This window comes from Pseudomonas sp. R11F (genome assembly GCF_050312575.1).
Classification (GTDB): domain Bacteria; phylum Pseudomonadota; class Gammaproteobacteria; order Pseudomonadales; family Pseudomonadaceae; genus Aquipseudomonas; species Aquipseudomonas palleroniana.
In genome coordinates this window covers 1-23015 of the sequence record NZ_JBNPJU010000065.1, presented here as the reverse complement: position 1 = coordinate 23015, position 23015 = coordinate 1, and the positions used below count along the sequence as shown (strand labels likewise).

Sequence of the window (23015 nt, the reverse complement as noted above, 5' to 3'; positions counted from 1 at the left end):
TGCAATGACACTGCCCTCTATTCATCTTGATGGAAGTGCCTATTCGATCGGCCGCGGGCTGGGAGTTTTCGGCCGCGCTGCGGTGGCTACGCACTTGCGTCCCCTTGCCCTCTGGCAATACCTGGCGGCGCAGGCACACACCCCGGCGGCCTGGCAGATGCGCCAGCGGGTGCAAGACGAGTTCCCGCGTTACTGGCAGGAACTCGAAGGGCTGGCCGACGGCTTGCAGTTGCCGGTGGATGAGGTGTTCATGTGGAATTGCCGAGGCGACTACGTGCACCCCCACAGCGTGGATGGCTGCACGACCGTATTCGGCCCCACCCAAGGCGGTACGCTGATCGCCCATAACGAAGACGGCTTCCCGCAACTCAGAGGCCATTGCGCACTGCTGCATGCCACGCCGGATGCCGGCCTGGCGTTCACCAGCTTTGTTTACCCCGGCTCACTGCCCGGGCACACACTGGCGGTGAATGAGCGCGGGCTGGTGGCGACCGTCAACAATATCCGGCCCTTGCATATCCCCTCCGGCATCCCACGCCAGATCCTGGGGCGCGCGACGCTGGACGCGAGCACCCTTGATGAGGCGATCTCGATCGTGACACGCACCGACCGCGCCGGCGCGTTTCACCACACGTTCGGCCAGGCGGGGAGCCTACGGGTGGTCAGCGTGGAAGCGTGCGCCGGCGCGAGCCACGTGCGTGAAATCCAGGCGCCGGTCGGGCATTCCAACCATCTGGTTGCGCCAGCATTGAGCCAGGTGGCACAGCGCATCACCGACAGCTCCGGCGCCAGGCAACGCTGTATCAATATGCAGCTGCTGCAATGGCCTGGCGCATTGCACGCGGAGGTTGCGCTGACGCTGCTGCGTGACACCTCCGGTGGGCATCTGCCGGTGTACCGCAGTGCGGCGGATGATCCGGACGATGAGAACACCTTGGCAACCGGCGTTTTTCGGATCAGCGCCAACACTGTAGAGTGGCGCATTTATACGCAGCCTGACACCGACCAAGCCGCTGCCGAAGGCGTGGTTCACCTGGGTGCGTAGCCACTCATTGACATGGACCCTGTGATGAATAAAGCCCTGACAGCCCTTCCCGACACGCTGGACGGCCTCAAGCAATTGCTCGCGGCTATCGAACGGCGCGACGTCGATATCGCGCTGGGCAGCAGTTCCAGGCGAGTGTTGATGGCGCTGATCGAGTCCCCGCAACGCACGGCGGTGTCCTCGATCAGTGAGCTGGCGGAGCAACTGGACGTCAATGCCTCGACACTCTCGAGGCTGGCGCAACGCCTGGGCTACGGTGGCTTCAGCAAGTTGCAGGATGTGTTTCGGCGGGAAATTACCGAGGGCAAGCACTTCTACAGCGACCAGGCCTCACGGCTGGTGGTCAATCATGAAGACAAGGACATCCTCAACCAACTGACCCGCCTGGGCCGCCAGGAAAGCGCCAACATCGCCAGCATGATCGAACAGGTCGATCCCGAGGTGTTCGTACAGACCGTAGAACTGCTGGCCGAGGCGCGCCGAGTGCGGATTCATGGCATGCGGCAGTTCAATTCACTGGCGCTGTTCATGTCGTATGGCCTGGGCATGCTGCGCCCGGATGTGTCGGCCCTCGACTCCAGCCGCCAAGGCGTGGCGGATGCCCTGGCACAACTGGACATGGGGGACGTGTTGGTGGTCGCCAGCTGCTTCCCCTACACCCCCAGTGTGCTGGCCACCGCCGAGATTGCAGCGCGCCATGGGATCAAAGTCATTGCGCTGACCGACTCCTCCAGCTCGCCACTGGCCAAAGTGGCGCTGCACAGCTTCTATGTGCCCAATCACAGCCTGTTTTTCAGTAACAGCATGTGCGCCTTCATGTTGCTCGCCCAAGGCTTGTTGAGCGCGGTGGCAAGCAAGCTCGGCGATCGGTCGATCTCGGCGTTGAAGTACCGCGAGACACTGATCGATGAACTTAACGCCTCGCTGTGAGAACCGCGCTCAACTTCCTGTTCAAGGCTTCAGGTCGCCCAACGGGTCATAGGGCGGCTTGTTTTCATCCTGGTCTTGCTTGTCCTTATCCAACGGGGCGATAGCCGGACCGACAGGGTCCACCTGCGGGTCCGCCACGTCCGGCGAATCCGGGTCAAACCCCAACTCATCCTGGCCGCTGGCGTGCTCGCTCGAACGCGGGCCTTTGGGCGTGTCATTCACGGCAACCTCCTTGCTCAGAGCGGGCGGGCTTTGTCGTGGAGGTTGTCAAGGTCGTGCTCGACCCGTTCCACATCGTTGTCCTGACGCTCCGCCGGGTCGTTGGGACGCAACGCATCGTTGTCGCGCTCCTCTTCACCGGGTGTGCGGTCAGGGTTCGGGGTGCCGGGCGGTGGCTGTTTGTATTCGGACATGATGGTTCACCTCAAAGGGTCTACACAGGGTTAGAGAAACCGCCGTGCGCCATCGTTCAACTTTTTGCCCGCCAGCAGAACACCGCGCTCAGCGCAATCGCCGCGCCGGCCAGGCCGAACACCCAGGGCGCCGCAGCCACCGGCAGCAACAGGCCCGCCAGCAACGGCCCCAGGCCCGCGCCGATATCCCGCCACACCGCGTTGGAGGCCAGTGCCGACACGCGCATCGAGCCCGGGTTGCGCTCCGCGACCAGGGTGGTCACCAATGGCAGTTGCAGTGCGCGCAGCACCAGCACCGCCGCCGCGCCGATGACCACCCAGTAACTGCCGAACGCCGCCAGGGCCAAGGCGCTCAGGAACGAAAACAGCAGCAGCATCGAAGTGGCCCCGAAGCGTTGCGCCGCACGACCACCGAGCGGGCTGAGGAGCATCTCCGAAGCATACCGCAGGGCCATCAGGCCACCGGCGATCAGTACTGCATCGCCCCCCAGCAGCTTCTGCGCCTGGATCGACAGGCCAAAGATAAAGAGTCCGTCCAGCGCCACGCCTTCGATAAACGACCAGGTCGCCACGCTGTCGGGCCATTTGAAACGGCGCCCCGCACTGTGCAAGTCATGGCCGACCCTGGGCAGGCCGTGCGCCGCCCACACCCCCAACAAGCAGCTGCCGGCCAGAATCAGAAAGATCGGCCGTGGCCCGGCCCATAAGGTCAGCCAGCCGCCCAGGGGCAAGGCCAGCATTGGCCCGAGCGCAATCATCGCCCGTGAGCGCCCGGCCCGGCGTGCCGCGCCGGCAGGCTCCGAAGTCGCCAGCACCTGGGTGGAGAGGTTCAACGCGGCAAAACACAGGCCCCAGATCAGCCGCAACCCCAGCAACGCAGCGAAACCCGAGAGCATCGAGTTGCCCACGGCGCAGACGGTCGCCGCCCCCGCCGCGATCATGCAGGTCAACCGGTCACCATGGCGTGCGTAGAAATTCAGCACATGGCGATAGCCGAAAATCCGCACCAGCCGGTTAGCCGCCAGCAGCACGCCGGCCTGGGCCAGGGTGATGCCAAAGGCCTGGGACTCCATGGGCAGCAGCAGGTAGAGCAACACATCGCTGGGCAGGCATAACGCGAGGGTCAGCGCGGCGCGGCGGGAAGACACATCAGCAGTGCGTTGAGCCTGGACCGACATAATACTGAAACATTCCGAAATATTCAGGCCGCCACGGTAGCCTTCCCGACCAGCGTTTTACAACGATTTATCCGACCTTTTTGTCATAGGGCAACAGACGCAAGCCACTGGCCACGGCGCCGACCAAGGCAAACGCGCAACCCAGCCATAGCGCGTACTCAGGACCACTGCCCACAGACAGATGGAAACAGAACGCCACCAGCGACGCCCCCAGCGTCTGCCCCAATAAGCGCGAGATCGCCACGATGCCGCTGGCGCCGCCGCTGCGGGCCAAGGGGGCACTGGTCATGATTGCCTTGAGGTTGGGCGACTGGAAAAAGCCGAACCCGGCACCACACAAGGCCATGCGCCAGCCAATCTCAAAGGCCGATGCGCCGCTGCCCAGCGTGGCCAACGTCGCCATGCCCACACTGAGCATCAACAGCCCGATGCCGCACAACACCGCCAGCGACACTCGATCCGCGAGGCGCCCCGCCACCAGCGCCATCACCGCGACGACCGCCGGCCACGGCGTCATCAAAAACCCGGTTTCCACCTGGCTATGCCCCAGCACCGCCTGCAACAGGAACGGCAGCGACACAAAGGCCAGCCCCTGGGCACTGAACGCACAGATGGCCGTGAGGGACGACAGGGCAAACACCGGGCGCTTGAACAGGTCCACCGCCAGCATCGGAGCCGGGTGACCGACCTCGCGGCGCAGCAGCCAGGCACCGCAACCCAGCGCCAAGGCCAACAGGCCCAGGGTCAATGCGCCCTGGGCGCCGTGTACGGCGGTGCCCAGCCCCAACACCAGCAAGGCGAACAGACCGGCACACAACAGCGCGGCAAGACGGTCGAAGGCATGCCCGGTCAACGGCAGTACCGGCAGCGCGCGCAACCCCAGGCCCAGTGCCAACAGCCCCAAGGGTACGTTGATCAGGTACAGCCAATGCCAGGTCGCCACCGACAGAATCGCCGACGCAGCGGTCGGCCCAAGGGTAAACGCCAGCCCCACCACCAGCGAGTTGTAGCCCAGCCCGCGCCCAAGCATTTTTGACGGGTAGATATGCCGCAGCAACGCGGTATTCACGCTCATCAGTGCCGCCGCGCCGAGCCCTTGCGCCACGCGTGCGGCGGTCAGGGTCAATAGCGAACCGGCCAGCCCACACAACAGCGACGAGACAATGAACAGCAACAAGCCGCCCAGATAAACCCGCCGGTGCCCGAGCACATCGCTCAATGATGCAAAGGGCAGCACCGTGGCGATGATCGCCAACTGGTAAGCGTTGACCACCCAGATCACCGAGGCCGAATCGGTGCCGATACCCTCGGCCAGCGTCGGCAACGCGGTGTTGACGATGGCCGTGTCGAGGGTTGCCATGCCGATCCCCAGAGACAGGGCAATCACCGCCGGCCAGCGTTTATGGGAGGGCAACCCATCGGCAACAGAAGACATGAACACTCCCCGCAGGTGACAAAGGCCTCTAGGTTACGGGCAGCGGGGATTTTTTTCAGTGGCCGATCGCCTGGCTGTCAATATTTTCATGTTCGCCAGTGTCCGGTCTTCGCCATCAGCCCCACCGCCTCGGCAAAACCGAGCTGGGGCGCGGTGTTCGAGGTGACCAGCCCGACGCAGCGACTCGGCTTCAATAGCGCAGCATGCGAAGCCACCCGCGCGCCCAATTCCACACCCGCCAGTACCGCCTCGGGGATATGCAGTACATTCATCAGTTCCAGCACATCCTGGCCAAGCGCTGCGTCGTGCGCATCGCGCAAGTACGGCACAATCACCCGAAACCCTTGGGCGGCCAGAGCGGGTATCACTGCGGCAAAGGCATTGGCATCGGCTGCCAGCAGGATGATCGCACGGCCCTCCTCCGGCCCGGCCTGTTCATAGCGAATGTCCTGCTCATCGGTGCTTACCTGTTGCACGGCAAACGCCGGCGCGGACAAGGTGACTGCCGCCAGCAGCAGAAAATCACGACGATCAAACATGGCCCACCTCCACAATCAACTCACTGCCCAGCCACCCGGCCAGGTACTCACCGGCCTGCATCACACCGGCCTCTTCCCCCAGGCGCTCGACCAGGCACTCACATAACCCGGCAAAACTGCCGTCGCCCTGCACCTGCAACAATGCGTGCAGTTCCAGCGCATCCACCTGGCGCAGGCGCGAGGTGAACTGCCGCCGCCACACCAGCACACCACCCGGGACATCAAGCATGACCGCTTCGGGGGCCGCGGCCTCTTGCCACAAGGCTGACCAGATCGCCTCGGCATTGGTGGTCAAGGCATGGCAACGCAGCGACGGCGTCAACCGCAGGTGGGCCGTGTCCCAGTCCACCCCGGCCAGCGCCTCCAACGGCACGGGTTGAGCATCGGCAGCCACAAAGGCTTCGCTCAGGGCCGACTCGATCCAGGCCAGTTCGTGCACATCGGGATTGTGTGCAAACGTGCTTTTCAAGCTGTGATAGAAGCCTTCGGGGTAGGCATCCAGGGTCCAGGCGTGGGGTGGCCGCTGGTCGATGTAAGTCATGCTGGCCGCCAGGAATGCCGTCTCACCGAGCCAACGGCGCAGGTTGGGAAACGCCTGCTCCAGGCACCCCACCAACTGGGCACGGTAGTTGTTCTGGTACACCGCAAGCCCGGCGTGGTGATTGCCCAGCCGTTGAGCGGACTCATCCGACGCGCTCACCAGCCAGGTCCGAAAGGTTTGCTGCCACTCGGCCAGGTTCATGGCTGCGCTCCCAGCGTGCGGGCCATCGACAATTCCCGCAGTAACTCGGCCAATGGCGGAATCTCATCGTCACGTTCGATCATGGTCGCCACCGGGCCCAGTTTGGCCATGGCCTTGGCATACAGCGCCCACACCCCGTCACACACCGGGCTGTCATGGCTGTCGATCAACAATTCGCGGCCCTGGCTATGCCCGGCCAAGTGCACCTGGCGTACCCGTTCGGCGGGGATGCCGCCGAGGAACGCGTCGGCATCGAAGCCGTGGTTGCTGGCGCTGACAAACACATTGTTGATGTCCAACAGCAACTCACAGCCCGTGCGCCTGGTCATGGCGTCGATAAATGCCCACTCGCTCATGACGGCGCCATCAAAGGCCAGGTAACTCGACGGGTTTTCGAACAGCAGCGTACGGCCCAACGCCTCCTGGGCCTGATCGATATTGGCGCACACCCGGTCCAGCGCCTCTTCGGTGTAGGGCACCGGCAATAAATCGTGGGCATTGAAGTGACCGCTGCGTGACCAGCTCAGATGGTCGGAGACAAACAGCGGCTCGATCTCATCGACCAGCGACCTGAGGCGCCGCAGGTAGTGGGCGTCGAGCCCTTCGGCGGTGCCGATCGACATCGACACCCCATGCAGCGCCACCGGGTGCCGCTCGCGGACCTGGCGCAAAATATGCCGGGGCTGGCCGCCCGCGACCATGAAGTTTTCGGAGATCACTTCGACAAAGTCCACGGGCACCGAAGTTTCCAGAAAGTCGCTGTAATGCTCCTTGCGCAGCCCCAGGCCGTAGCCGGAAAAGTGAGGATTAGGTGTCGGCATGGCGGATCCCCGCAAAAAAAAGTGGCGAGCCCGCGCAGGGCTCGCCGAGTGGATTACTTCGGTTCAGTCAAGGTGCCGCCGGCCTTGAGGCATTCAGACGGCGTCTTGACGATCACGCCTTCGCCTTTGCAGCTGTTGAGGCCTTTGCAGTCGTTCTTGGCGGTTGCGCACAGGCTGGTGCCCTTGCAGGTGTTGACGCCGTAGCAGCGGCCGGGCTTTTCCTGCGCGTCGGCGGCGCTGGCGGCAGTGGCGAATGAAGCCGAGGCCATGGCGATCAATGCGGCGGCGGCAGCCAGGCTCAAGCGGGATTTGAGTGCAGTGTTCATGGGTGTTTCTCCAGGGTGTCGTGGGTTATTGGATAACGGATGCAGCGTCTTCGATGACCTTCGCCACAGCCTCGGGCTGGGAGATGTACACCGCGTGGCTGGCTTTGATTTCGGTGACCTTGGAACCGGCGCGCTGGTACATCCAACGCTGCAGGTCGGGGCTCAGGGCGCGGTCTTCGGTGGACACCACCGCGTAGGTCGGCTTCTTGTGCCAAGCCGCGGCCCATACGGTGCCGCCAAACAGTGCGGTGGTGGCCGGCACTTGGGAGGCGGCCATGAAGTCAGTGCGGTTGGTGCTCAGGTCGGCGGCAAAGTCCGCGTTGAACTTGGCGCGGTCAAAGAACAGATGACCGTCGCGCTTCTGTTGGATGTCATCGCTGGGCGCCGGCATGGAGCCGATCAACTGGGCCATGTTCTCGCCCACCTCCGGCTGCAATGCCGAGACGTAGACCAGTGCCTTGACCTTGTCGCGGTCACCGGCAATCGAGATCACCCCACCCGCGGAACTGTGGCCCACCAGCACCACCGGGCCGACCTGTTGCTCCAGCACTTCGCGGGCTTCGGCCACATCGGCCGCGAGGTTTTCGTGGCCCTGATGCACCACCGTGACCTTGTAGCCCTTGTGAATCAAGATGTCGTGCACCACCCGCCAACCGGAACCGTCGACGAACGATCCGGGCACGATCACCACGTTCTTACCGGTGCCGGGCTGTGGAGGCTGTGGGGCCTGCGCCGCCTGGGCCAGCATGGGAACGGTCAAGGCCATGGCAATGGCCAGAGAAGAAAGCATACGCATGGGAAAGCTCCATTCAGGTTGTAGAAAGTCAGCCACGTCTAGCCGCCAGCAGGCGGTCCAGCGACCAGGCTCCACCGCCATACGCCAGCAGCGGCAGCAACAGGCCCGCCCAGGTCAGGTGCACCGGCCAGGCATCGGGGTACACAAACACCTCGATCACCAGGGTCATGCCCAACAGTGCGGCAGCAGCCGGACGGGTCAGCAGGCCCAGCACCAACAACAGCGGGAACAGGTGTTCGGCGTAGGTCGCCAGGTGCGCGGCCCAGTCCGGCGGGATCAGCGGCAAGGCGTATTCCGAGCGAAACAGCGTGTAGGTCGACGGCTTGAGTTCAAGCACACCGGTGACCTTGGTACGCCCCGACAGGAAGAACACCGCCGCGATGCCCACACGGGCCACCAGCAACAGCATGGCCTGGGGCAGTAGGCGCTGGATCACCACCGCCGGGGCCGCTCGGCTCATGGTTGCTCCGTGAGGCTGCCGTAGCCTTTGGGGGTCTTGATCTGGGTGCAGGTACCTTTGTCCACCAGCACCCAGGCGTTGCCCTGGTAGTCGGTGGTGGCGGTGCCGGCACATGAGGTGCCTTTGCCTGCGGCGCAATCGTTGGCACCCGCGAGGGCCACGCCGAAGCATTTCTCCTGGGGCTTGGGCTCATCGGCATGGGCCACGGCCGCGAAGGCACTGAGGGACAGGGCGAGGGTTGCCGCAAGGGCTGCGTAAGAACGCTTCATGGGGTGAGTCTCCTGGCTTGACTGAGTGTGGCCAGGGCGCCTTGGGGTCGATGACCGCCTGCGCCAGCTGGTGAACAGAGTTAAAGCCAGGCGTGTATCCGCTCTGTGTCGCGAACGCGATAGAACGTCATGCCGGTGTATCAGGAGGGTGCTCAGATACAGCGTGATACACAGCCACAAAAAAAAGCGCCCTGACCGTTCGGGTCAGGGCGCTTTTCAGTTAGCAGTTGGCGCAGTCGATCAGCGTGCCAGCGCGCTCAGGTCCAGACGCCCCTCCTGGATCGGCGGGCACCAGTAGTAACCGCCGGTCAACGGCGTGCTGATGCGGTACAGCCCATCGACAATTCCATCTTCCAGGCCGCTCATGCGCCGCAGTTGCGCCTCGAACGCGTCGAAGGAGTGGCCAAACGCGAGGAACATCAACCCGGCCTGGCCGTTCTCGGCCCAGGGCATCGAGCGGCGTACCACGAAGGCTTCCGGGGTGAAGCTTTCCTGCGCGGTGCGCTTGGTGTGGGCGGACGCGGGGGCATCGTCCAGCTCTTCGTTGTCGCCATGCCGGCGACCGATGATGTGGTCGCGCTCCAGGGCCGGCAAGGCGGCGAAGCCGTCGAGGTCATGTTGCCATTGCTGGAGGGCGGCGAAGCTGGCGCCGCTGTCGGTCAGTGCGGCTTCGACCGCAGCATCATCGTGGGGGTTTTCGGTGCCGTCTTCATAATCGGTGAGATCGAAGCCGGTCTTGTAGCGGAACCCTTCGGTCATCTGCACCAGGCGAAAGGCCGGGGCCAGGGCTTTTTCGAAGGCGCGGCTGCGTAACAGCAACTCCCCCCGATCCACGCCATGCAACCATACCCACAGCGCCTGTTGAGTCGAGGGGTTGTGCGCGCCCGGGCCGCTGACGGCGGGGAATGCACGCAGCCCGTCGATATGCGCGCCCAATGCTGCGACCAGCGGTTCACCCAAGCCGACCACCGCCGCCGAATCGGCCAATTGCACCAGTGCGTCCAGCGCGGCCGGTACGCCGCCCAAGGAGTCCACGGCAAAAAACAGATGGCGTGCCTGCAATGGCACCGGTGCGGCAAGAATGCCCGGCTGGTACTGACTCATGTGAACTCCTTCCAGAAAGTCGCGCAGTTTAACCGCCGCGCACTGCCATGCGTACAAGAAAGCGCGCAAGCCTTGCCATAGAGCCCTGTGTTGGGTGACTCTCTAGTCATGTCCCAGTCATGTTTTGTAACTTTTCCAGGGGTAGCGATATGACCACCAGCAACCTGCTCGCCGAGCTGTTTCCCGCCTCCGCCACCGAGATTCCCGAAGCCTTCCGCCTGGGCGCGCCCATTGAACAGCGTGACTACCTGGTAGACGGCCAGTTGCACGTGTGGAACGGCCCGCTCGCCAAGGTGCAGAGCCCGGTGCAGTTCGGCGAAGAACGCGTGCATATCGGCAGCACCCCGCTGCTCGACGCCGACACCGCCCTCACCGCCCTCGACGCCGCCGTGCGCGCCTACGACCGTGGCCAGGGCGAATGGCCGACGATGCGCGTGGTTGATCGCATCAGGCACGTCGAAGCCTTTTTACGCCGTATGCGCGAACAGCGCGACGCGGTGGTCAAGCTGCTGATGTGGGAGATCGGCAAGAACCTCAAGGACTCACAGAAAGAGTTCGACCGCACCTGCGACTACATCACCGACACCATCAATGCGCTCAAGGAACTCGACCGCCGCTCCAGCCGCTTCGAACTGGAGCAGGACACCCTCGGCCAGATCCGCCGCGTACCGCTGGGCGTAGCGCTGTGCATGGGGCCGTATAACTACCCGCTGAACGAAACCTTCACCACGCTGATCCCGGCGTTGATCATGGGCAACACCGTGGTGTTCAAGCCGGCCAAGCTCGGCGTGCTGTTGATCCGCCCATTGCTGGAAGCCTTCCGCGACAGCTTCCCGGCCGGGGTGATCAACGTGATCTACGGCAGTGGCCGCGAAACCGTCAGCGCGCTGATGGCCAGCGGCAAGATCGATATCTTTGCATTTATCGGCACCAACAAGGCCGCCAGTGACCTGAAAAAGCTGCACCCCAAGCCCCACCGTCTGCGCGCAGCGCTGGGCCTGGATGCGAAAAACCCCGGTATCGTGTTGCCCGAGGTCGACCTGGACAATGCGGTGAGCGAAGCCGTCACCGGTTCGCTGTCGTTCAACGGCCAGCGCTGCACCGCACTGAAAATCCTGTTTGTGCATGAGGATGTGGTCGAGCGCTTTATCGAGAAATTCAACCAGAAACTCGCCACCCTCAAGCCCGGCATGCCCTGGGAAGACGGGGTTGCGCTGACACCCTTGCCCGAAGTGGGCAAGGTGGATTACCTCAACGGCCTGGTGGCCGATGCCGCAGCGCACGGCGCCCACGTGGTGAACCCCAACGGCGGTGTCAGTCGCGGCTCGTTCTTCTACCCCGCAGTGCTCTACCCGGTGAACCCGCAGATGCGCGTGTACCACGAGGAACAGTTCGGCCCCGTGGTGCCGATCGTGCCTTACCGTGACCTGGAAACCGTGATCGACTATGTGCTGGATTCGGATTTCGGCCAGCAACTGAGCCTCTTCGGCACCAACCCCGAGGCCGTCGGCACGCTGGTGGACACCTTCGCCAACCAGGTTGGACGCATCAACATCAATGCCCAATGCCAGCGTGGGCCGGACACCTTCCCGTTCAACGGGCGCAAGAACTCGGCCGAGGGCACGCTGTCGGTGCATGACGCGTTGCGCGTGTTCTCGATCCGTACCCTGGTGGCGACCAAGTTCCAGGAAAGCAACAAGGCGCTGGTCAGTGACATCTTGCGTAATCGTGACTCAAGCTTCCTGACAACCGACTACATCTTCTAAGAAGCATGCTGATTTAAATGTGGGAGGGGGCTTGCTCCCGATAGCGGTGGGTCAGTCAGCCTATCTGTTACTGAGAGACTGCTATCGGGGGCAAGCCCCCTCCCACAATTGAACCGCGTACGCCCTGACTTTTGAGGCCACTTTAGTACCGATGAACCTGCCCCTGTTCGCCCGGCGCCTGCTGCGCCCGTTGCTCGACCCGTATCGGCGCTATCGCCATGCCAAGCTGATCCACGCCGTGCGCGTGTCCATCGGCTTGCTGGCGACCATCCTCCTCACCACGGGCATCAACCTGCCCCACGGTGAGTGGGCGTCGGTGACCATGCTGATCGTGATCGGCGGGTTGCAGCACCACGGCAATATCGGCAAAAAAGCCGTGGAGCGGGCCTATGGCACCTTGATCGGCGCGAGTGTCGGCCTGGCCTTGGTGGTGCAACAGGCTTGGCTGGGCCAGCCGCTGCTGACCTACCTGCTGATGTCGGTGGTGTGCGGGTTCTTTTCCTATCACGCCATCGGCAAGGGCGGTTATATCGCGCTGCTGTCGGCGATCACGGTGTTCATCGTCGCCGGCCACGGCGATAACCCGATCTCCGATGGTTTGTGGCGCACCGTGGATATCCTGATCGGCATCGTACTGGCGCTGGCGTTCTCCTTCGCCCTGCCGCTGTATGCCGTGTACTCCTGGCGCTACAACCTGGCCAGTGCGTTGCGCGACTGCGCGGCTATTTACAGCCGGATCATCAATGGCCAGTCGGTCACCGATGATGAACACCTCAAACTGCTCAATCGCTTGAACGCCGCGATGGTGCAACTGCGCTCGCTGATGCCGTCGGTGTCCAAGGAAGTGCGGATTTCCATGACCGAGCTGGACGCGATCCAGCGGCATCTGCGTATGTGTATCAGCACGTTGGAAATCTTGGGCAATACGCGGCCGGACCCACGGGATGAACAGGCGATGGCGCGGATGCAAATGATGTTGAAGGCCGAACACCGGCAGATCCGCGTGCAACTGGTGGGGATGGCGCGAGCATTGAAATCCGGGGTGACGGAGCGGTTGGAGCGGGAGGGGAATAGCGCGGTCGCGGAGCCTACTCTGGGTACACCGATTTACACTGAGTTGGATGGGTATCGGTTGTTGACGATGCAGTTGGCAGCGAATGTAGACACGATGCGTTTACGTTTAGGGCAGTGCGCAAAGCGCTGGAAAATCTGACAACTTTGCGCATCTCCAAGCAAAAAAGAGAGGTTCCCGACTTGTCGTGAACCTCTCTCCTCTGTGCCTTAACGCCCTATCCCGCTACCTGAGCCCGACACCATTGAAGTGGTCTCCAATGACATGGTCCTTGCCTGCCAATATTTCTCCCGTATTGATGTTCAAGCCGTAGTAGTAGTTGGTAAAGAAAAAACTGTGGGAGAAGGTCGATGTCCAATAGAGCGCATTGCCCATCGGCCACAAATAGCCGAAGACCTGATGCAACTCACGGGCTTCATCAAGGCTCGGCAACCGTGCCCCGGCGTTATTCGCGGAGGATCGGATGTTGCCAAGCGTACTGCGACCCAAGCCGACACAACGTACTGCATTGCTTGCATACACGGTGTAACTACGGACTTGTGCAGGCACCGACGAGTCACGCACACTGATTACCGCACTGCCGTTGCCGCGCATGGTGGCATAGCCCGTATTGGCGTCAACGTGCACGACGCCAGCATTGGAGGTTGAGTACAAATATGGCCTCGTCCCCCCGCTTGCCACGCGCTGAATCGAATTCCCGGGGCCGAAAATGGGCAAGACGTTAGGGTAACCGTCCAAAAAGTAGGTCTTCCTATTGAAGTAAACAGCCGAGGAATCAAAGACCAGGGCCGTGGTGTGAGCAATCCTGTACTGAGTCGGCGGGAAGACGACCGCCATTCCCTTATCATTCTGCCGATTAAAGTTAACGAGGGGGTTGATCGTCACCGTGCCATTGTTCGGCACAGTCATCAGCCAACTGCGCAGCACCGTGATATTGGCAAAACCGTTGATGGCTTCATTCTCGGAAACCCGATGCTCCACCAGTAGATTCTGCGTCACCGCGCCTGGCGCCGCCAGGGTCAGCCAGGCAACTTGATCTTTGGCGCTGTAAGGCCACTTGATCATCCTCAGCATCGCATCGCCCGTTAAACTGGCCGGGTTTATGGATCCCCCATTCGCCACATTGTTGATCAAAGCCCTAGGCAAACTGGCCTGTGGAATTGCCTGAACATGCACCATCTGCACTTCCGACGAACCTTCCCCGCCTCGACCCAATATCACTTCATACTGCAACTGGATCGTGGTGTGGATACTCACGCCGACCAACTCATTACTGACGTTGAACGTCACCGTGCCACCGTCCAGGCCTGTCTGCGTGCCAACTTCAACCGGAACACCATCAGCACCGATCCAGTACAGCGTAATCATGTCGGTCCCACCCTGGTTCATATTGGGGTAGGTCACCAGCACCTGGCATTTGTTCTCGACGGTGATCGGGCTGATAACGACTTCCGGCCCACTGGGCGGCGTCGAATACTTGATTTCCGGATGGGGGAATACGTTAGGCTGCGTCTGGACCATATGGTGGCGGGTTTCAAACCACACGATATCGGCAGGGTTGTTGGTGTGATTGAAGGTTACCCCGAAGTCAATGGTGAATGGCGTCCACTCTTTCAAACGGCGCAGCCGGCTTACGGGTGTAAACGGAGCAGGCCCATTGTTGACATCCGCTACCGAGACCTCGCGGCCGACATAAGTTTCTTCCAAATAGGCAGCGTCGGTATCCAGGGTGCCTTCATTACGCAACCACATACGCTGATTAATCTCAATATATGGCCAGGGAGCAACTCGGGTCTGGTCAAGGTCATCCAACTTCGGTATCTCGAGAATCGCACTTTCACCGATGCTGTCGATTGTCGCTCCAGGCAAATGACTCAGCGTGAGCAGGTTCAACGTAAGTACCGGCGAATCGGTGGGAACGCCATTGCGGATAACTTTGAAAGACACGTCAATATCTCGTCCCTGGGGGTGGATATTGAAACCAATTGCAGAGGGCGGAACGATGACCTCGACAAACGTGTCCCCCCGGTTGGCGTCCTTGCTTTCAAAGTGCGTCCCGGCACCCGACAGACCACGCCAGCAGACCTCGACCTGATCGCCGTCCTTGGGGTGCTCGTAGCGACACCGGACGGTAGCCCCCGAAATCGCAACCAAACGGGGGTCGAGTTCATCCGGCCCTGTTGTAGCCTCCACCACTTCAGGTGGAAACAACTCGCCCAACGCCCGGCCTATGGTGTAGGCCTTTTCTTCGGACAACTCATCAACACCAAATCGCCGGCGCACATAGCTGACACGGAGTGTGCCATCCAGGTTGTCGTCAATCAGCTTTTTGGGGACATCCGCCAGGAAAGGGTTGGAACCAACCGCCAGCACATACTCAATCGTGGTGCTTCCCGTCACCGAGCCCACATACTTGATGATGACTTCATCTCCCGCCCTGAATTCCGCGCGAGCCTCAAAGGTGGCGACACTGCCCACTGTGGCGGGATCAATATTGTTCGTGACATCCGCCTCTTGGATACTCGGCGCAACCAGCGTACGCGCCGGCCGCCCGATCTGGATATATCGACGTTCGGATTCACGTACAGTGACCGGGCCAGTAACCAGGTAATAGACGCGAGTACGGAGCAGGCCTTCAAATCGCGCATATTGCGCGTTTAAAAAATCGCGGAAGCGGGGATGGACACCCGCCGCCCGGTGACTGAACACACGCTCCACGCTACCATCCAGGTGTTCACCCAGAATATTGACTTGCAGATCGTCGCCCGAATTGCCTGGTGCATAGTCAGGCATTGCTACGGTGATAAGACGCAAATCCGGTTCGACAAATGGCCCATGTCGTTGAAGCACGTCAGGCTCGGGCAACGTGTGGCGAACGCCCGCGACCGCATAGACAGTTGGCCGTGAAGGCAACATTTCTCTTTCCCTGACGTAGGAAATTCTCAGCGTACTCTGGATCAATGACCGGACAATTGCATTGGGAATTGAGATATCGTTGTAACTGGCCAGCATCACGGGCAGGCGAAAACTGTAGCGAACCTCTTCCCCCTCTGGCGTGTTGCCCATCACCGTCCAGATAAGGTGATCCCCCGCGCCGAAGGCCGGATGATTTCTGCGAATGAATACAGACCCGTTAGCCGGCGCCCCATGCAATGAGTCGGCGTCCACAATCAGTAAATCAGGGTCCGCCTCGATAATCTCCGGCTCCTCCAGAAAGGTAGTACTAAGGACGACCTCGACCGGGACTGGCTTGCTCCAGCGATGGCATGGTCCGGATTCATCGAGCACTTCGTCATACAAGTAGAATTGCACGACAAAATGGCCGTCCCCGACGGCGCTCAGAAAATCGGGGGTGATGAGAAAGCTCAGGTCACGCCCGACTTCGCCTGGCAGGATGGGTGGGAGTTCAAAACGGTGGTTGCCCCAGTAAAACATCACCAGATCATTGACACGCATATTGGCCCACGCACGAATAGTGACATCCACACCCCGTGAGGCAACGACGCTGTCAATAATCGTGTGGGAAAGCGTAAAGGTGAGGCCCGTGTGATAAGTGCCATCACAATTCCCTTCCCCACCTGGCAGGGTATCCAGTATCAGGATTCGTTGGCGCTCTGATGTACTGACCGTACCGGCGCCGACCCGCCGCACCTCTCCATAGACGTCGTCGACAAAATGCAGTAACAAGCTCGACCTGGGAATGACCAGAAAGAATCGTGGGTCGCTTTGATTGGCCAGGGTGACTTTGTCACTGGCCATCAGAATGCCGTTCATCCAAATTATAAATTCGTCACCCGCACGGCATTGAGTCCAGCGCTCGAACGCGTAAGTCAAGCCACGCGTGATATGGCGACGGCCAATACCGTAAGCCACTCCCACCACAGGGATGACCGACATAGGGATCGTGTAGGGAGATTCCAAGTCCTCAACGACCCTGGGTGGATTCGGCGGAGTACGTGGGACGCGCTTTTTTCTTGCCGAGGCGAGCGGTTTTTCCGCCGCTTTCTTGATGGTATCAGTGCCGGCTGGTTCTTCCGTTGATTGTGTTACAACGGTTTTTTTAACGCGGGTGGGTTTGGTCGCCATCGTCAGTCTCCTGGGCAGGGAATCGCCAGGAGAAATCAAACACCTTGGGACGACCCTCGGTAACCTGTGAGAAATGACAGTCCCGACAAGTGGTCGTAAGTCACGCACAAACTTCACACTTTTTCTTACATATTTTTCACGCTTTATTCACATCTGCGGCCGTAGTGTGAAGCCTCATCCGTTACAAACGTTGCACATCAAGCCCGCCGCCCCAGCGGGCTTTTTTTGCCTTGGATTTGACCTAGCCCGATGCCTTGGCGGCGGGGGTTGCCGCTTGTTCGCGGATGGCCCGCTGGGTATCCAGCACCTTGGCCAGCGCGGTTTCCGCTTCCGGGCTCTGCTGCGGCACCCGAATCGCCGCCGACACCAGCGTGATCAACTTAGCCATCACTTCCGCATCCGTGGCCGGGCGACCCAGGCTCATGGAGTTCATCAGCAGGCGCAGTTCAGTGCCGGCCATCACCCCGGAAATCGCCTTGAGCGCAAATTGCAGGCGCACCCCCAGTTCGTTGCGCGGCAGGTCCGGCAAGGCCAGGGCGAAGGCTTCGAAGAAGCGCTGGAACACTGGCTGGTAATGTACCTTGAGGTATTCCTGGATAAACGGCGAGGTATCGCTGTAGACCCGGCCCAGGAAACGAATGAACGAGCGCCCTTCCCCGCTGGCCGGATCGCTGCGCTCCAGGCCCATGGCCGGCGCGAATAGCACACCAAGCAAGGTGTCGCAATCCAGCGGCCCGTCGGCTTCAGCCTCACAGCGCGCCAGCAATTCCAGGCGCTGCTCGTTGAGCGGCTCCAGGCGTTGCTTGAGCAGGGTCTGCATCAGGGAATCCTTGTCCCCGAAGTGGTAGTTCACGGCAGCCAGGTTGACCTGGGCGCGCTCGGTAATCTGCCGCAACAAGACCGCGTCATAACCGTATTTGATGAAGAGAGCCTCTGTCGCATCCAGCAGTCGAGTCTTGGTAACGTTTGGAGCGCTGAGTTTCTTCGCGACCATAAGAGTTCCACGGGGGAAATATTGTTTTAAAAAATAATTTGATTTTTTATACCGGGGCGGCCAATCGAATGCAAGCAGCGACACTGCGTAATGCTATCAAAAGCCTGTATAAATGGGGCTATCGGGGCGAGTCCAAGGTATTTTCAAAAGGCTGGACCAGCCCACCAACAAGTCATTTCAAAGCGTTAAACCGCTCTACATCCATGGCTGGCGGAGCCGCTGGAAGGCGGTTACTATTCAAACAATATTTTAAAAACAAGAAATAAAACCAGTCCGTGACGCGTACCAGACAGCTCCCGAACTTGTTACAAAGATTTACGGGCGCATGGCGGCACCGTCGAGACTGCAGGCGTAGTCATGATGACACAGACCCCCGCGCACCCAGGCTTGATTTCCCTGCAAGGCATCGGCAAACGCTATCAGCTCGCCGGGCAGGAACTGTCCATTCTCAATGATGTGTGCCTGTCCATCGCCAGCGGTGACAGCTGCGGCATCCTCGGTGCGTCCGGCTCCGGCAAAAGTACCCTGCTCAATATCCTGGGCCTGCTCGACTTGCCCAACGGCGGCCAATACCACTTTGCCGGCCACGATATTTTCAGCGCCACGCCCGATGAGCTGGCCGCCCTGCGCAACCAGCAAATCGGTTTCGTGTTCCAGAGCTTCAACCTGCTGCCACGCCTCAGCGCCGTCGACAACGTCGCGCTGCCCCTGAGCTACCGTGGCATATCACGTCATGAGTCGCTGGAACGCGCCCTGCACATGCTCGAACAAGTCGGCCTGGCCGAACGCGCTCACCATCGCCCCGCCGACCTCTCCGGCGGCCAGCGCCAACGGGTGGCGATTGCGCGGGCGCTGGTCGGCAAACCCTCAGTGATTCTTGCGGACGAACCCACCGGCAACCTCGACAGCACCACGGCCCAGGAGATCATGGACCTGCTCCTGGCGCTCAACCGCCAACAACAGGTGACGCTGATCATCGTCACCCACGACGCCCACATCGCCGAACGCCTGGAGCGCAAGATCCTGGTGCGCAACGGTACGGTGCATGAGGCCGGGCGCCTATGAGCCTGCGGGTCGAACAGAGCGTGAGCCAACTGCTGCATGAAGCCTTCGTCAGCCTGCGCACCTTGGGCAAACGCTCGATCCTGGCCTTGCTGGGCATCGTTATCGGTAGCTCGTCGGTGGTGGCGCTGATCAACATCGGCCATAACGCCGCCACCGACGCGGCGATGATCTTCAAGGACATGGGCACCGACACCCTGGTCGCCCAGTTCCCGCCCAAAGGCAACAGCAATGCAGCCATGCGCGCCAGCCTCGACCTTGAGGCCGTGCGCCAGGCAGTGCCAGGCATTGCCCATATCGGCGCGCTCACCTTGTTCAGCGGGCTGCTTGTGTTCCAGGGGCATGCGGTGAACGCCAACTTCGTCGGCATTACCCCGGACATCCAGGACGCCATGCGCCTGGCCGTGCGCGACGGGCGCTTCCTGTCGAGTTTCGACACCAATGAAACCTACGCCGTGATCGGCGACTCGTTGGCCCAGGCCCTCAGCCAACCCGGCAGCCCGTTGAAACTGGGCGATCGCGTACGCATAAACGACTACCTGTTCCTGATCGTCGGCATTTTGCACAGCCAGCCTCGCGCCATGCTGATCCCGGTTCAGGCCAATGAATCGCTGTTCATCCCCGCCGAAGGCATGCGCCGCATCTATGCCACCCCGCAGATCGGCAGCGTGATCATCCGCGCCGCCACCGGCCAGGATATGGAACGCATTGCGCACGACGCCGCCACCGCCTTGCAACGCCAACTGGTCGACCACGACGTCGACATCCAGGTGCCCCAGCAAATGATCGATGGCATGACCCGGCAAAGCCGCACCTTTGCTTATCTGTTGCTGGCGTTGGGGGCTATCTCCCTGGTCGGCGGCGGCGTGGGCGTGATGAACGTGATGCTGATGAATGTGTCGGAGCGCCGCCGCGAGATCGGCATCCGCATGGCCTTGGGCGCACGGCAGCGGGATATCCGCAACCTGTTCCTGCTGGAAGCCGTGACCTTGACGGCCGTCGGCGCACTCTGCGGTGCGGTGCTGGGCATGACTGCCGCCTGGCTCTACGCCTGGCTGTCGGGCTGGGCATTTTCCCTGGCGGTCGCCGCCCTGCCCCTGGGGGTCGGCAGCACCTTGCTGGTGGGGTTGTTCTTTGGCATCTACCCGGCGGTGTCGGCCTCGCGGCTGCAGCCAGTGGAGGCCTTGCGCGATGAGTAAATGGCTATGGCTACTGGCACTGGTGAGCCTGCCGATCATGGCCGCCGACGTGGTGATCAACCCCTCGGCGCCCAGCACCACCCGCAGCGGTTATGATCGCGGTGTGTCACTCAAGGCCCAGGTCACCGACATCACCCTGGGCGACGCCGTGTACCTGGGCCTGCGCAATAACCCGGCGATCCGCAGCGCCTACCTGCAACGGGTGGCGCAGAAGTTCGACTTGCGCGTGGCCGAAGACACCTTCAACCCCAAGCTCACGCTCAACAGCTATTACCGCGCCACCCGAGGTTCGGCGGACAACGCACGCAACGCCAACCTGGCCCCCAATGCGACCTTGCTCGGCGAGTACGGCACCCGGTTGAGCATGAACTGGACCCAACAACTGAACAACGCCGATCGCGCCGGCCGCTACCGCCGTGACGGCCTGGACCTGTCGATCATCCAGCCGCTGATGCGCGGCGCCGGCTGGGACGCCACCACCGCGCCGTTGCGCCTGTCGCGCCTGGCGGAACAGGCCAACCGCCTGAACCTCAAGGCCACCGTGGCGCAGACCATCAGCCAGATCATCGCCACTTACCGCGACCTGCTGCGCGCCCAAGAGCAATTGAGCATCGTGCAAGACGCGCTCAAGCGTTCCGGCACGCTGCTGGAGGTGAACAAGGCGTTGATCAGCGCCGGGCGCATGGCCGAATTCGAAATCGTGCAGACCGAAGCCGATATCGCCACCCAACAACTGGGCGTGGAAGAGGCGCAAAACCAGCTGGACACCAGCCGCCTCGCCTTGCTGCGCCTACTGGCTCTGGACCTGTCCACACCGATCCGTGCCAGTGAAGCCCTGGAAGCCAAACCGATGAGCATCGACCGGCGCCAGGCATTCAACCTGGCGCAAACCCAGCAACCGGAATACCTCGCCGCGTTGCTGGGCAGCCAGCAGGCGGACTTGAACCTGGTCATCGCCAAGGACTCCGGGCGCTGGCAGGTCGACCTGGTCGCCGGGGCCAACCAGATACGCGACGCCTACAATAGTAACGACAACGGCAATACCAATCAGCGTACCTGGGACAGCTACGCCGGGGTGCAGGTGCAGATCCCCATCGGCGATATCAGCACGCGCCAGGCCGAAGTGCGGGCGCGGGTGAACGTGGAAGACCAGGAGATTCGTATCGCCGACGCCCGCCAGGAACTGGAGCGCAGCGTCAACGATGTGGTGCGCGACCTCGGTACCCGCTGGCGCCAATATGAAATCTCCCAGCGCGCCGTGGAACTGTCACGACGCAAAATCGAGATCGAACGGGAAAAACTCAGCGCCGGGCGCTCCACCAACTTCCAGGTGCTGAGTTTCGAGACCGACCTGCGCAACGCCGAAAATGCGCAGCTCAACGCCCTGATCGCTTATTTGAACGCCCAGACCCAGCTCGACTTGACCCTGGGCATGACGCTGGAAAGTTGGGAAATCGCCCTCAATGACTACTAACAAGAAGTACCTGATCGGCGCCGTACTGGTGCTGCTCCTGGCCGGTGCCGGGGTGGCGCTGCGCAGCCCGGGCGCCGACGCGCCCGCGCCCACCGAGCAGTGGCTGGCGGTAAAGCCGGACCCGCTGGTGCACCAGATCGGCCTGGTGGGCAAGATCGAGCCTGACACTACCGTCACCCTGACGGCGCCCTTCGACGGCAATGTCCTGGCCAACCTGGTTGAGCAAGGCCAGCGCGTCGAAGCCGGCCAGGTGCTGCTGCGCATGGACCCGGCCACCCTCGAAGTGCAACTGCGCGATGCCCTCTCCCTCCAACTCAAGGCGCGGCGCACCGTGCAGGAAATGCAGGACTGGGACAGCAGCCCCACCGTCAGCCGTGCCCGTCGCAGCCTGCGCACCGCCGAAATGACGGCCGGCAACACCCAGCGCAAACTCACGGAAAGCGAGAACCTGTTCAAGCGCGGCATCATCCCGCGCAACGAGCTCGATGACCTCAAGCAACAGGCTCAACAGCAGCAGTTGGACCTGGTCGCCGCGCGCAGCGAATTGCAACAAGCGCTGGACCAGGGCAAAGGCGCCTACCGCCAGATCGCGGACATGGAGTTGACCAACGCCACGGTGAAATACGAGGCCCTGCACACGTTGCTCGACGGCCAGGAGGTCAAGGCACCGTTCTCCGGCATCGTGGTGCCGGCGCCGGGCAACAACAGTTCACCCCAGGGCGGCAACACCAACAATACCCCGGTGCAGGCGGGCAGCAAGGTCAGCCAGGGCCAGGTGCTGTTCGGCCTGGCCAATATCGAGCGACTGAAAATCGTCGCCAAGGTCTCCGAGCTGGACATCAACCAACTGCACCAGGGCCAGGCGGTGGAAGTGATGGGAGACGGCTTCGATGGCGAGCGGTTGACGGGGTCCGTCAGCGTGGTCAGCGGGTTGGCGATTGCCAGTGATAACCAGGGCAGCGCGCAGTTTCCGGTGACCTTGTCGATTCCCAAGCTGACGCCGCAGCAACTGCAGCGTGTGCGCTTGGGGATGAGCGCGCGGTTGACCATCGTGACTTACAACAATGACCAGGCGATGGTAATTCCAAGCCAGGCGATCGAGCCGGACATGACGGTGGCGTATCGAGCGGCGATGGATAAGCCGGTGGAGCGGGTGACGGTGAAGACGGGGCAATCGACTCCGCAAGGTGTGGAGGTGTTCGGCCTCAAGCCTGGATTCGTGAAGATCTCAAAATAAATGAGGATCTACTGTGGGAGGGGGCTTGCTCCCGATAGCGGTGTGTCAGTCACAGAGTTTAATCTGA

The 23015-nt window shown here is 61.7% G+C and carries 22 protein-coding genes; 8 read left to right on the top strand and 14 right to left on the bottom strand.

Annotated features, from left to right (window positions below):
• The first annotated feature begins 4 nt into the window (after positions 1–4).
• Both ACQRBV_RS18685 and ACQRBV_RS18680 read left to right on the top strand, forming a co-directional pair.
• Positions 5–1045 (top strand): C45 family autoproteolytic acyltransferase/hydolase, encoded by a 1041-nt coding sequence (locus ACQRBV_RS18685; protein ID WP_411984392.1) that lies wholly within the window; start codon positions 5–7, stop codon positions 1043–1045.
• A gap of 24 nt (positions 1046–1069) precedes the next feature.
• A complete protein-coding gene (locus ACQRBV_RS18680; RefSeq protein WP_090370240.1) occupies positions 1070–1975 on the top strand; it encodes a MurR/RpiR family transcriptional regulator in 906 nt (301 codons plus the stop codon).
• 21 nt (positions 1976–1996) lie between these two features.
• Here the strand turns inward: ACQRBV_RS18680 and ACQRBV_RS18675 are convergent, their stop codons facing one another.
• The 12 genes from ACQRBV_RS18675 to ACQRBV_RS18620 form a co-directional block, all read right to left on the bottom strand.
• Positions 1997–2197 carry a DUF6021 family protein gene (locus tag ACQRBV_RS18675; RefSeq protein ID WP_411984393.1) on the bottom strand — a complete coding sequence of 67 codons (201 nt, stop codon included), beginning with the start codon at positions 2195–2197 and terminating at the stop codon, positions 1997–1999.
• Positions 2198–2211: 14 nt separating this feature from the next.
• Positions 2212–2388 (bottom strand): hypothetical protein, encoded by a 177-nt coding sequence (locus tag ACQRBV_RS18670; RefSeq protein ID WP_244385563.1) that lies wholly within the window; start codon positions 2386–2388, stop codon positions 2212–2214.
• Positions 2389–2444: 56 nt separating this feature from the next.
• Positions 2445–3566: an MFS transporter gene (locus tag ACQRBV_RS18665; protein WP_090370235.1), complete on the bottom strand. Its 1122-nt coding sequence runs from the start codon at positions 3564–3566 to the stop codon at positions 2445–2447.
• A gap of 67 nt (positions 3567–3633) precedes the next feature.
• Positions 3634–5001, bottom strand: a complete 1368-nt coding sequence (locus ACQRBV_RS18660) for an MFS transporter (RefSeq protein WP_161549667.1) — start codon at positions 4999–5001, stop codon at positions 3634–3636.
• Positions 5002–5087: 86 nt separating this feature from the next.
• Positions 5088–5540 (bottom strand): alpha/beta fold hydrolase, encoded by a 453-nt coding sequence (locus tag ACQRBV_RS18655; protein ID WP_104994149.1) that lies wholly within the window; start codon positions 5538–5540, stop codon positions 5088–5090.
• Positions 5533–6282 (bottom strand): DNA-binding domain-containing protein, encoded by a 750-nt coding sequence (locus tag ACQRBV_RS18650; RefSeq protein WP_244385559.1) that lies wholly within the window; start codon positions 6280–6282, stop codon positions 5533–5535. Before ACQRBV_RS18650 ends, ACQRBV_RS18655 begins: the two co-directional genes overlap by 8 nt.
• Positions 6279–7103: a DUF692 domain-containing protein gene (locus ACQRBV_RS18645; protein ID WP_411984394.1), complete on the bottom strand. Its 825-nt coding sequence runs from the start codon at positions 7101–7103 to the stop codon at positions 6279–6281. The genes ACQRBV_RS18650 and ACQRBV_RS18645 overlap by 4 nt, the downstream gene beginning before the upstream one ends.
• 53 nt (positions 7104–7156) lie before the next feature.
• On the bottom strand, positions 7157–7429 hold the full coding sequence (locus ACQRBV_RS18640) for a hypothetical protein (RefSeq protein WP_060755690.1): 273 nt from the start codon (positions 7427–7429) through the stop codon (positions 7157–7159).
• Between the two features lie 25 nt (positions 7430–7454).
• Positions 7455–8225 carry an alpha/beta fold hydrolase gene (locus tag ACQRBV_RS18635; RefSeq protein WP_060755691.1) on the bottom strand — a complete coding sequence of 257 codons (771 nt, stop codon included), beginning with the start codon at positions 8223–8225 and terminating at the stop codon, positions 7455–7457.
• Positions 8226–8253: 28 nt separating this feature from the next.
• Positions 8254–8685 carry a DoxX family protein gene (locus ACQRBV_RS18630; protein WP_411984395.1) on the bottom strand — a complete coding sequence of 144 codons (432 nt, stop codon included), beginning with the start codon at positions 8683–8685 and terminating at the stop codon, positions 8254–8256.
• Positions 8682–8954, bottom strand: coding sequence for a BufA1 family periplasmic bufferin-type metallophore (locus ACQRBV_RS18625; RefSeq protein ID WP_060755693.1), 273 nt, complete (start codon positions 8952–8954; stop codon positions 8682–8684). Before ACQRBV_RS18625 ends, ACQRBV_RS18630 begins: the two co-directional genes overlap by 4 nt.
• Positions 8955–9194: 240 nt before the next feature.
• Positions 9195–10058: a Dyp-type peroxidase gene (locus tag ACQRBV_RS18620; RefSeq protein ID WP_060755694.1), complete on the bottom strand. Its 864-nt coding sequence runs from the start codon at positions 10056–10058 to the stop codon at positions 9195–9197.
• A 149-nt stretch (positions 10059–10207) separates the two neighbouring features.
• Between ACQRBV_RS18620 and ACQRBV_RS18615 the strand changes: the two genes are divergently transcribed.
• Both ACQRBV_RS18615 and ACQRBV_RS18610 read left to right on the top strand, forming a co-directional pair.
• Positions 10208–11824 carry an NADP-dependent glyceraldehyde-3-phosphate dehydrogenase gene (locus ACQRBV_RS18615; RefSeq protein ID WP_060755695.1) on the top strand — a complete coding sequence of 539 codons (1617 nt, stop codon included), beginning with the start codon at positions 10208–10210 and terminating at the stop codon, positions 11822–11824.
• Positions 11825–11975: 151 nt separating this feature from the next.
• The gene (locus ACQRBV_RS18610; protein ID WP_104994153.1) at positions 11976–13037 is read left to right on the top strand and encodes an FUSC family protein; all 1062 of its coding nucleotides are present in this window, start codon (positions 11976–11978) and stop codon (positions 13035–13037) included.
• 84 nt (positions 13038–13121) lie between these two features.
• On the opposite strand, the gene ACQRBV_RS18605 is transcribed toward ACQRBV_RS18610, so the two are convergent.
• Positions 13122–16982 (bottom strand): hypothetical protein, encoded by a 3861-nt coding sequence (locus ACQRBV_RS18605; RefSeq protein ID WP_411984396.1) that lies wholly within the window; start codon positions 16980–16982, stop codon positions 13122–13124.
• Between the two features lie 241 nt (positions 16983–17223).
• A complete protein-coding gene (locus tag ACQRBV_RS18600) occupies positions 17224–17976 on the bottom strand; it encodes a TetR/AcrR family transcriptional regulator (RefSeq protein WP_104994154.1) in 753 nt (250 codons plus the stop codon).
• Positions 17977–18333: 357 nt separating this feature from the next.
• On the opposite strand from ACQRBV_RS18600, the gene ACQRBV_RS18595 reads away from it, so the two are divergent.
• From ACQRBV_RS18595 to ACQRBV_RS18580, 4 genes are read left to right on the top strand one after another with little or no spacing between them, the layout of a single operon-like run.
• Positions 18334–19041 (top strand): ABC transporter ATP-binding protein, encoded by a 708-nt coding sequence (locus tag ACQRBV_RS18595; RefSeq protein WP_411984397.1) that lies wholly within the window; start codon positions 18334–18336, stop codon positions 19039–19041.
• Entirely contained in the window at positions 19038–20237 is a 1200-nt protein-coding gene (locus ACQRBV_RS18590) for an ABC transporter permease (protein WP_411984398.1), read from the top strand. The genes ACQRBV_RS18595 and ACQRBV_RS18590 overlap by 4 nt, the downstream gene beginning before the upstream one ends.
• Positions 20230–21711, top strand: a complete 1482-nt coding sequence (locus tag ACQRBV_RS18585; RefSeq protein ID WP_411984399.1) for a TolC family protein — start codon at positions 20230–20232, stop codon at positions 21709–21711. The genes ACQRBV_RS18590 and ACQRBV_RS18585 overlap by 8 nt, the downstream gene beginning before the upstream one ends.
• Positions 21701–22948 carry an efflux RND transporter periplasmic adaptor subunit gene (locus tag ACQRBV_RS18580; RefSeq protein ID WP_411984400.1) on the top strand — a complete coding sequence of 416 codons (1248 nt, stop codon included), beginning with the start codon at positions 21701–21703 and terminating at the stop codon, positions 22946–22948. The genes ACQRBV_RS18585 and ACQRBV_RS18580 overlap by 11 nt, the downstream gene beginning before the upstream one ends.
• The last annotated feature ends 67 nt before the right edge of the window (positions 22949–23015 follow it).

Bases quoted from the DNA above. Each gene is read 5' to 3' on its own strand.
- ACQRBV_RS18685 (WP_411984392.1), top strand. From the start codon at position 5: ATGACACTGCCCTCTATTCATCTTGATGGAAGTGCCTATTCGATCGGC.
- ACQRBV_RS18680 (WP_090370240.1), top strand. From the start codon at position 1,070: ATGAATAAAGCCCTGACAGCCCTTCCCGACACGCTGGACGGCCTCAAG.
- ACQRBV_RS18670 (WP_244385563.1), bottom strand. From the start codon at position 2,388: ATGTCCGAATACAAACAGCCACCGCCCGGCACCCCGAACCCTGACCGC.
- ACQRBV_RS18665 (WP_090370235.1), bottom strand. From the start codon at position 3,566: ATGTCGGTCCAGGCTCAACGCACTGCTGATGTGTCTTCCCGCCGCGCC.
- ACQRBV_RS18660 (WP_161549667.1), bottom strand. From the start codon at position 5,001: ATGTCTTCTGTTGCCGATGGGTTGCCCTCCCATAAACGCTGGCCGGCG.
- ACQRBV_RS18655 (WP_104994149.1), bottom strand. From the start codon at position 5,540: ATGTTTGATCGTCGTGATTTTCTGCTGCTGGCGGCAGTCACCTTGTCC.
- ACQRBV_RS18650 (WP_244385559.1), bottom strand. From the start codon at position 6,282: ATGAACCTGGCCGAGTGGCAGCAAACCTTTCGGACCTGGCTGGTGAGC.
- ACQRBV_RS18645 (WP_411984394.1), bottom strand. From the start codon at position 7,103: ATGCCGACACCTAATCCTCACTTTTCCGGCTACGGCCTGGGGCTGCGC.
- ACQRBV_RS18640 (WP_060755690.1), bottom strand. From the start codon at position 7,429: ATGAACACTGCACTCAAATCCCGCTTGAGCCTGGCTGCCGCCGCCGCA.
- ACQRBV_RS18635 (WP_060755691.1), bottom strand. From the start codon at position 8,225: ATGCGTATGCTTTCTTCTCTGGCCATTGCCATGGCCTTGACCGTTCCC.
- ACQRBV_RS18630 (WP_411984395.1), bottom strand. From the start codon at position 8,685: ATGAGCCGAGCGGCCCCGGCGGTGGTGATCCAGCGCCTACTGCCCCAG.
- ACQRBV_RS18625 (WP_060755693.1), bottom strand. From the start codon at position 8,954: ATGAAGCGTTCTTACGCAGCCCTTGCGGCAACCCTCGCCCTGTCCCTC.
- ACQRBV_RS18620 (WP_060755694.1), bottom strand. From the start codon at position 10,058: ATGAGTCAGTACCAGCCGGGCATTCTTGCCGCACCGGTGCCATTGCAG.
- ACQRBV_RS18615 (WP_060755695.1), top strand. From the start codon at position 10,208: ATGACCACCAGCAACCTGCTCGCCGAGCTGTTTCCCGCCTCCGCCACC.
- ACQRBV_RS18610 (WP_104994153.1), top strand. From the start codon at position 11,976: ATGAACCTGCCCCTGTTCGCCCGGCGCCTGCTGCGCCCGTTGCTCGAC.
- ACQRBV_RS18605 (WP_411984396.1), bottom strand. From the start codon at position 16,982: ATGGCGACCAAACCCACCCGCGTTAAAAAAACCGTTGTAACACAATCA.
- ACQRBV_RS18600 (WP_104994154.1), bottom strand. From the start codon at position 17,976: ATGGTCGCGAAGAAACTCAGCGCTCCAAACGTTACCAAGACTCGACTG.
- ACQRBV_RS18595 (WP_411984397.1), top strand. From the start codon at position 18,334: ATGATGACACAGACCCCCGCGCACCCAGGCTTGATTTCCCTGCAAGGC.
- ACQRBV_RS18590 (WP_411984398.1), top strand. From the start codon at position 19,038: ATGAGCCTGCGGGTCGAACAGAGCGTGAGCCAACTGCTGCATGAAGCC.
- ACQRBV_RS18585 (WP_411984399.1), top strand. From the start codon at position 20,230: ATGAGTAAATGGCTATGGCTACTGGCACTGGTGAGCCTGCCGATCATG.
- ACQRBV_RS18580 (WP_411984400.1), top strand. From the start codon at position 21,701: ATGACTACTAACAAGAAGTACCTGATCGGCGCCGTACTGGTGCTGCTC.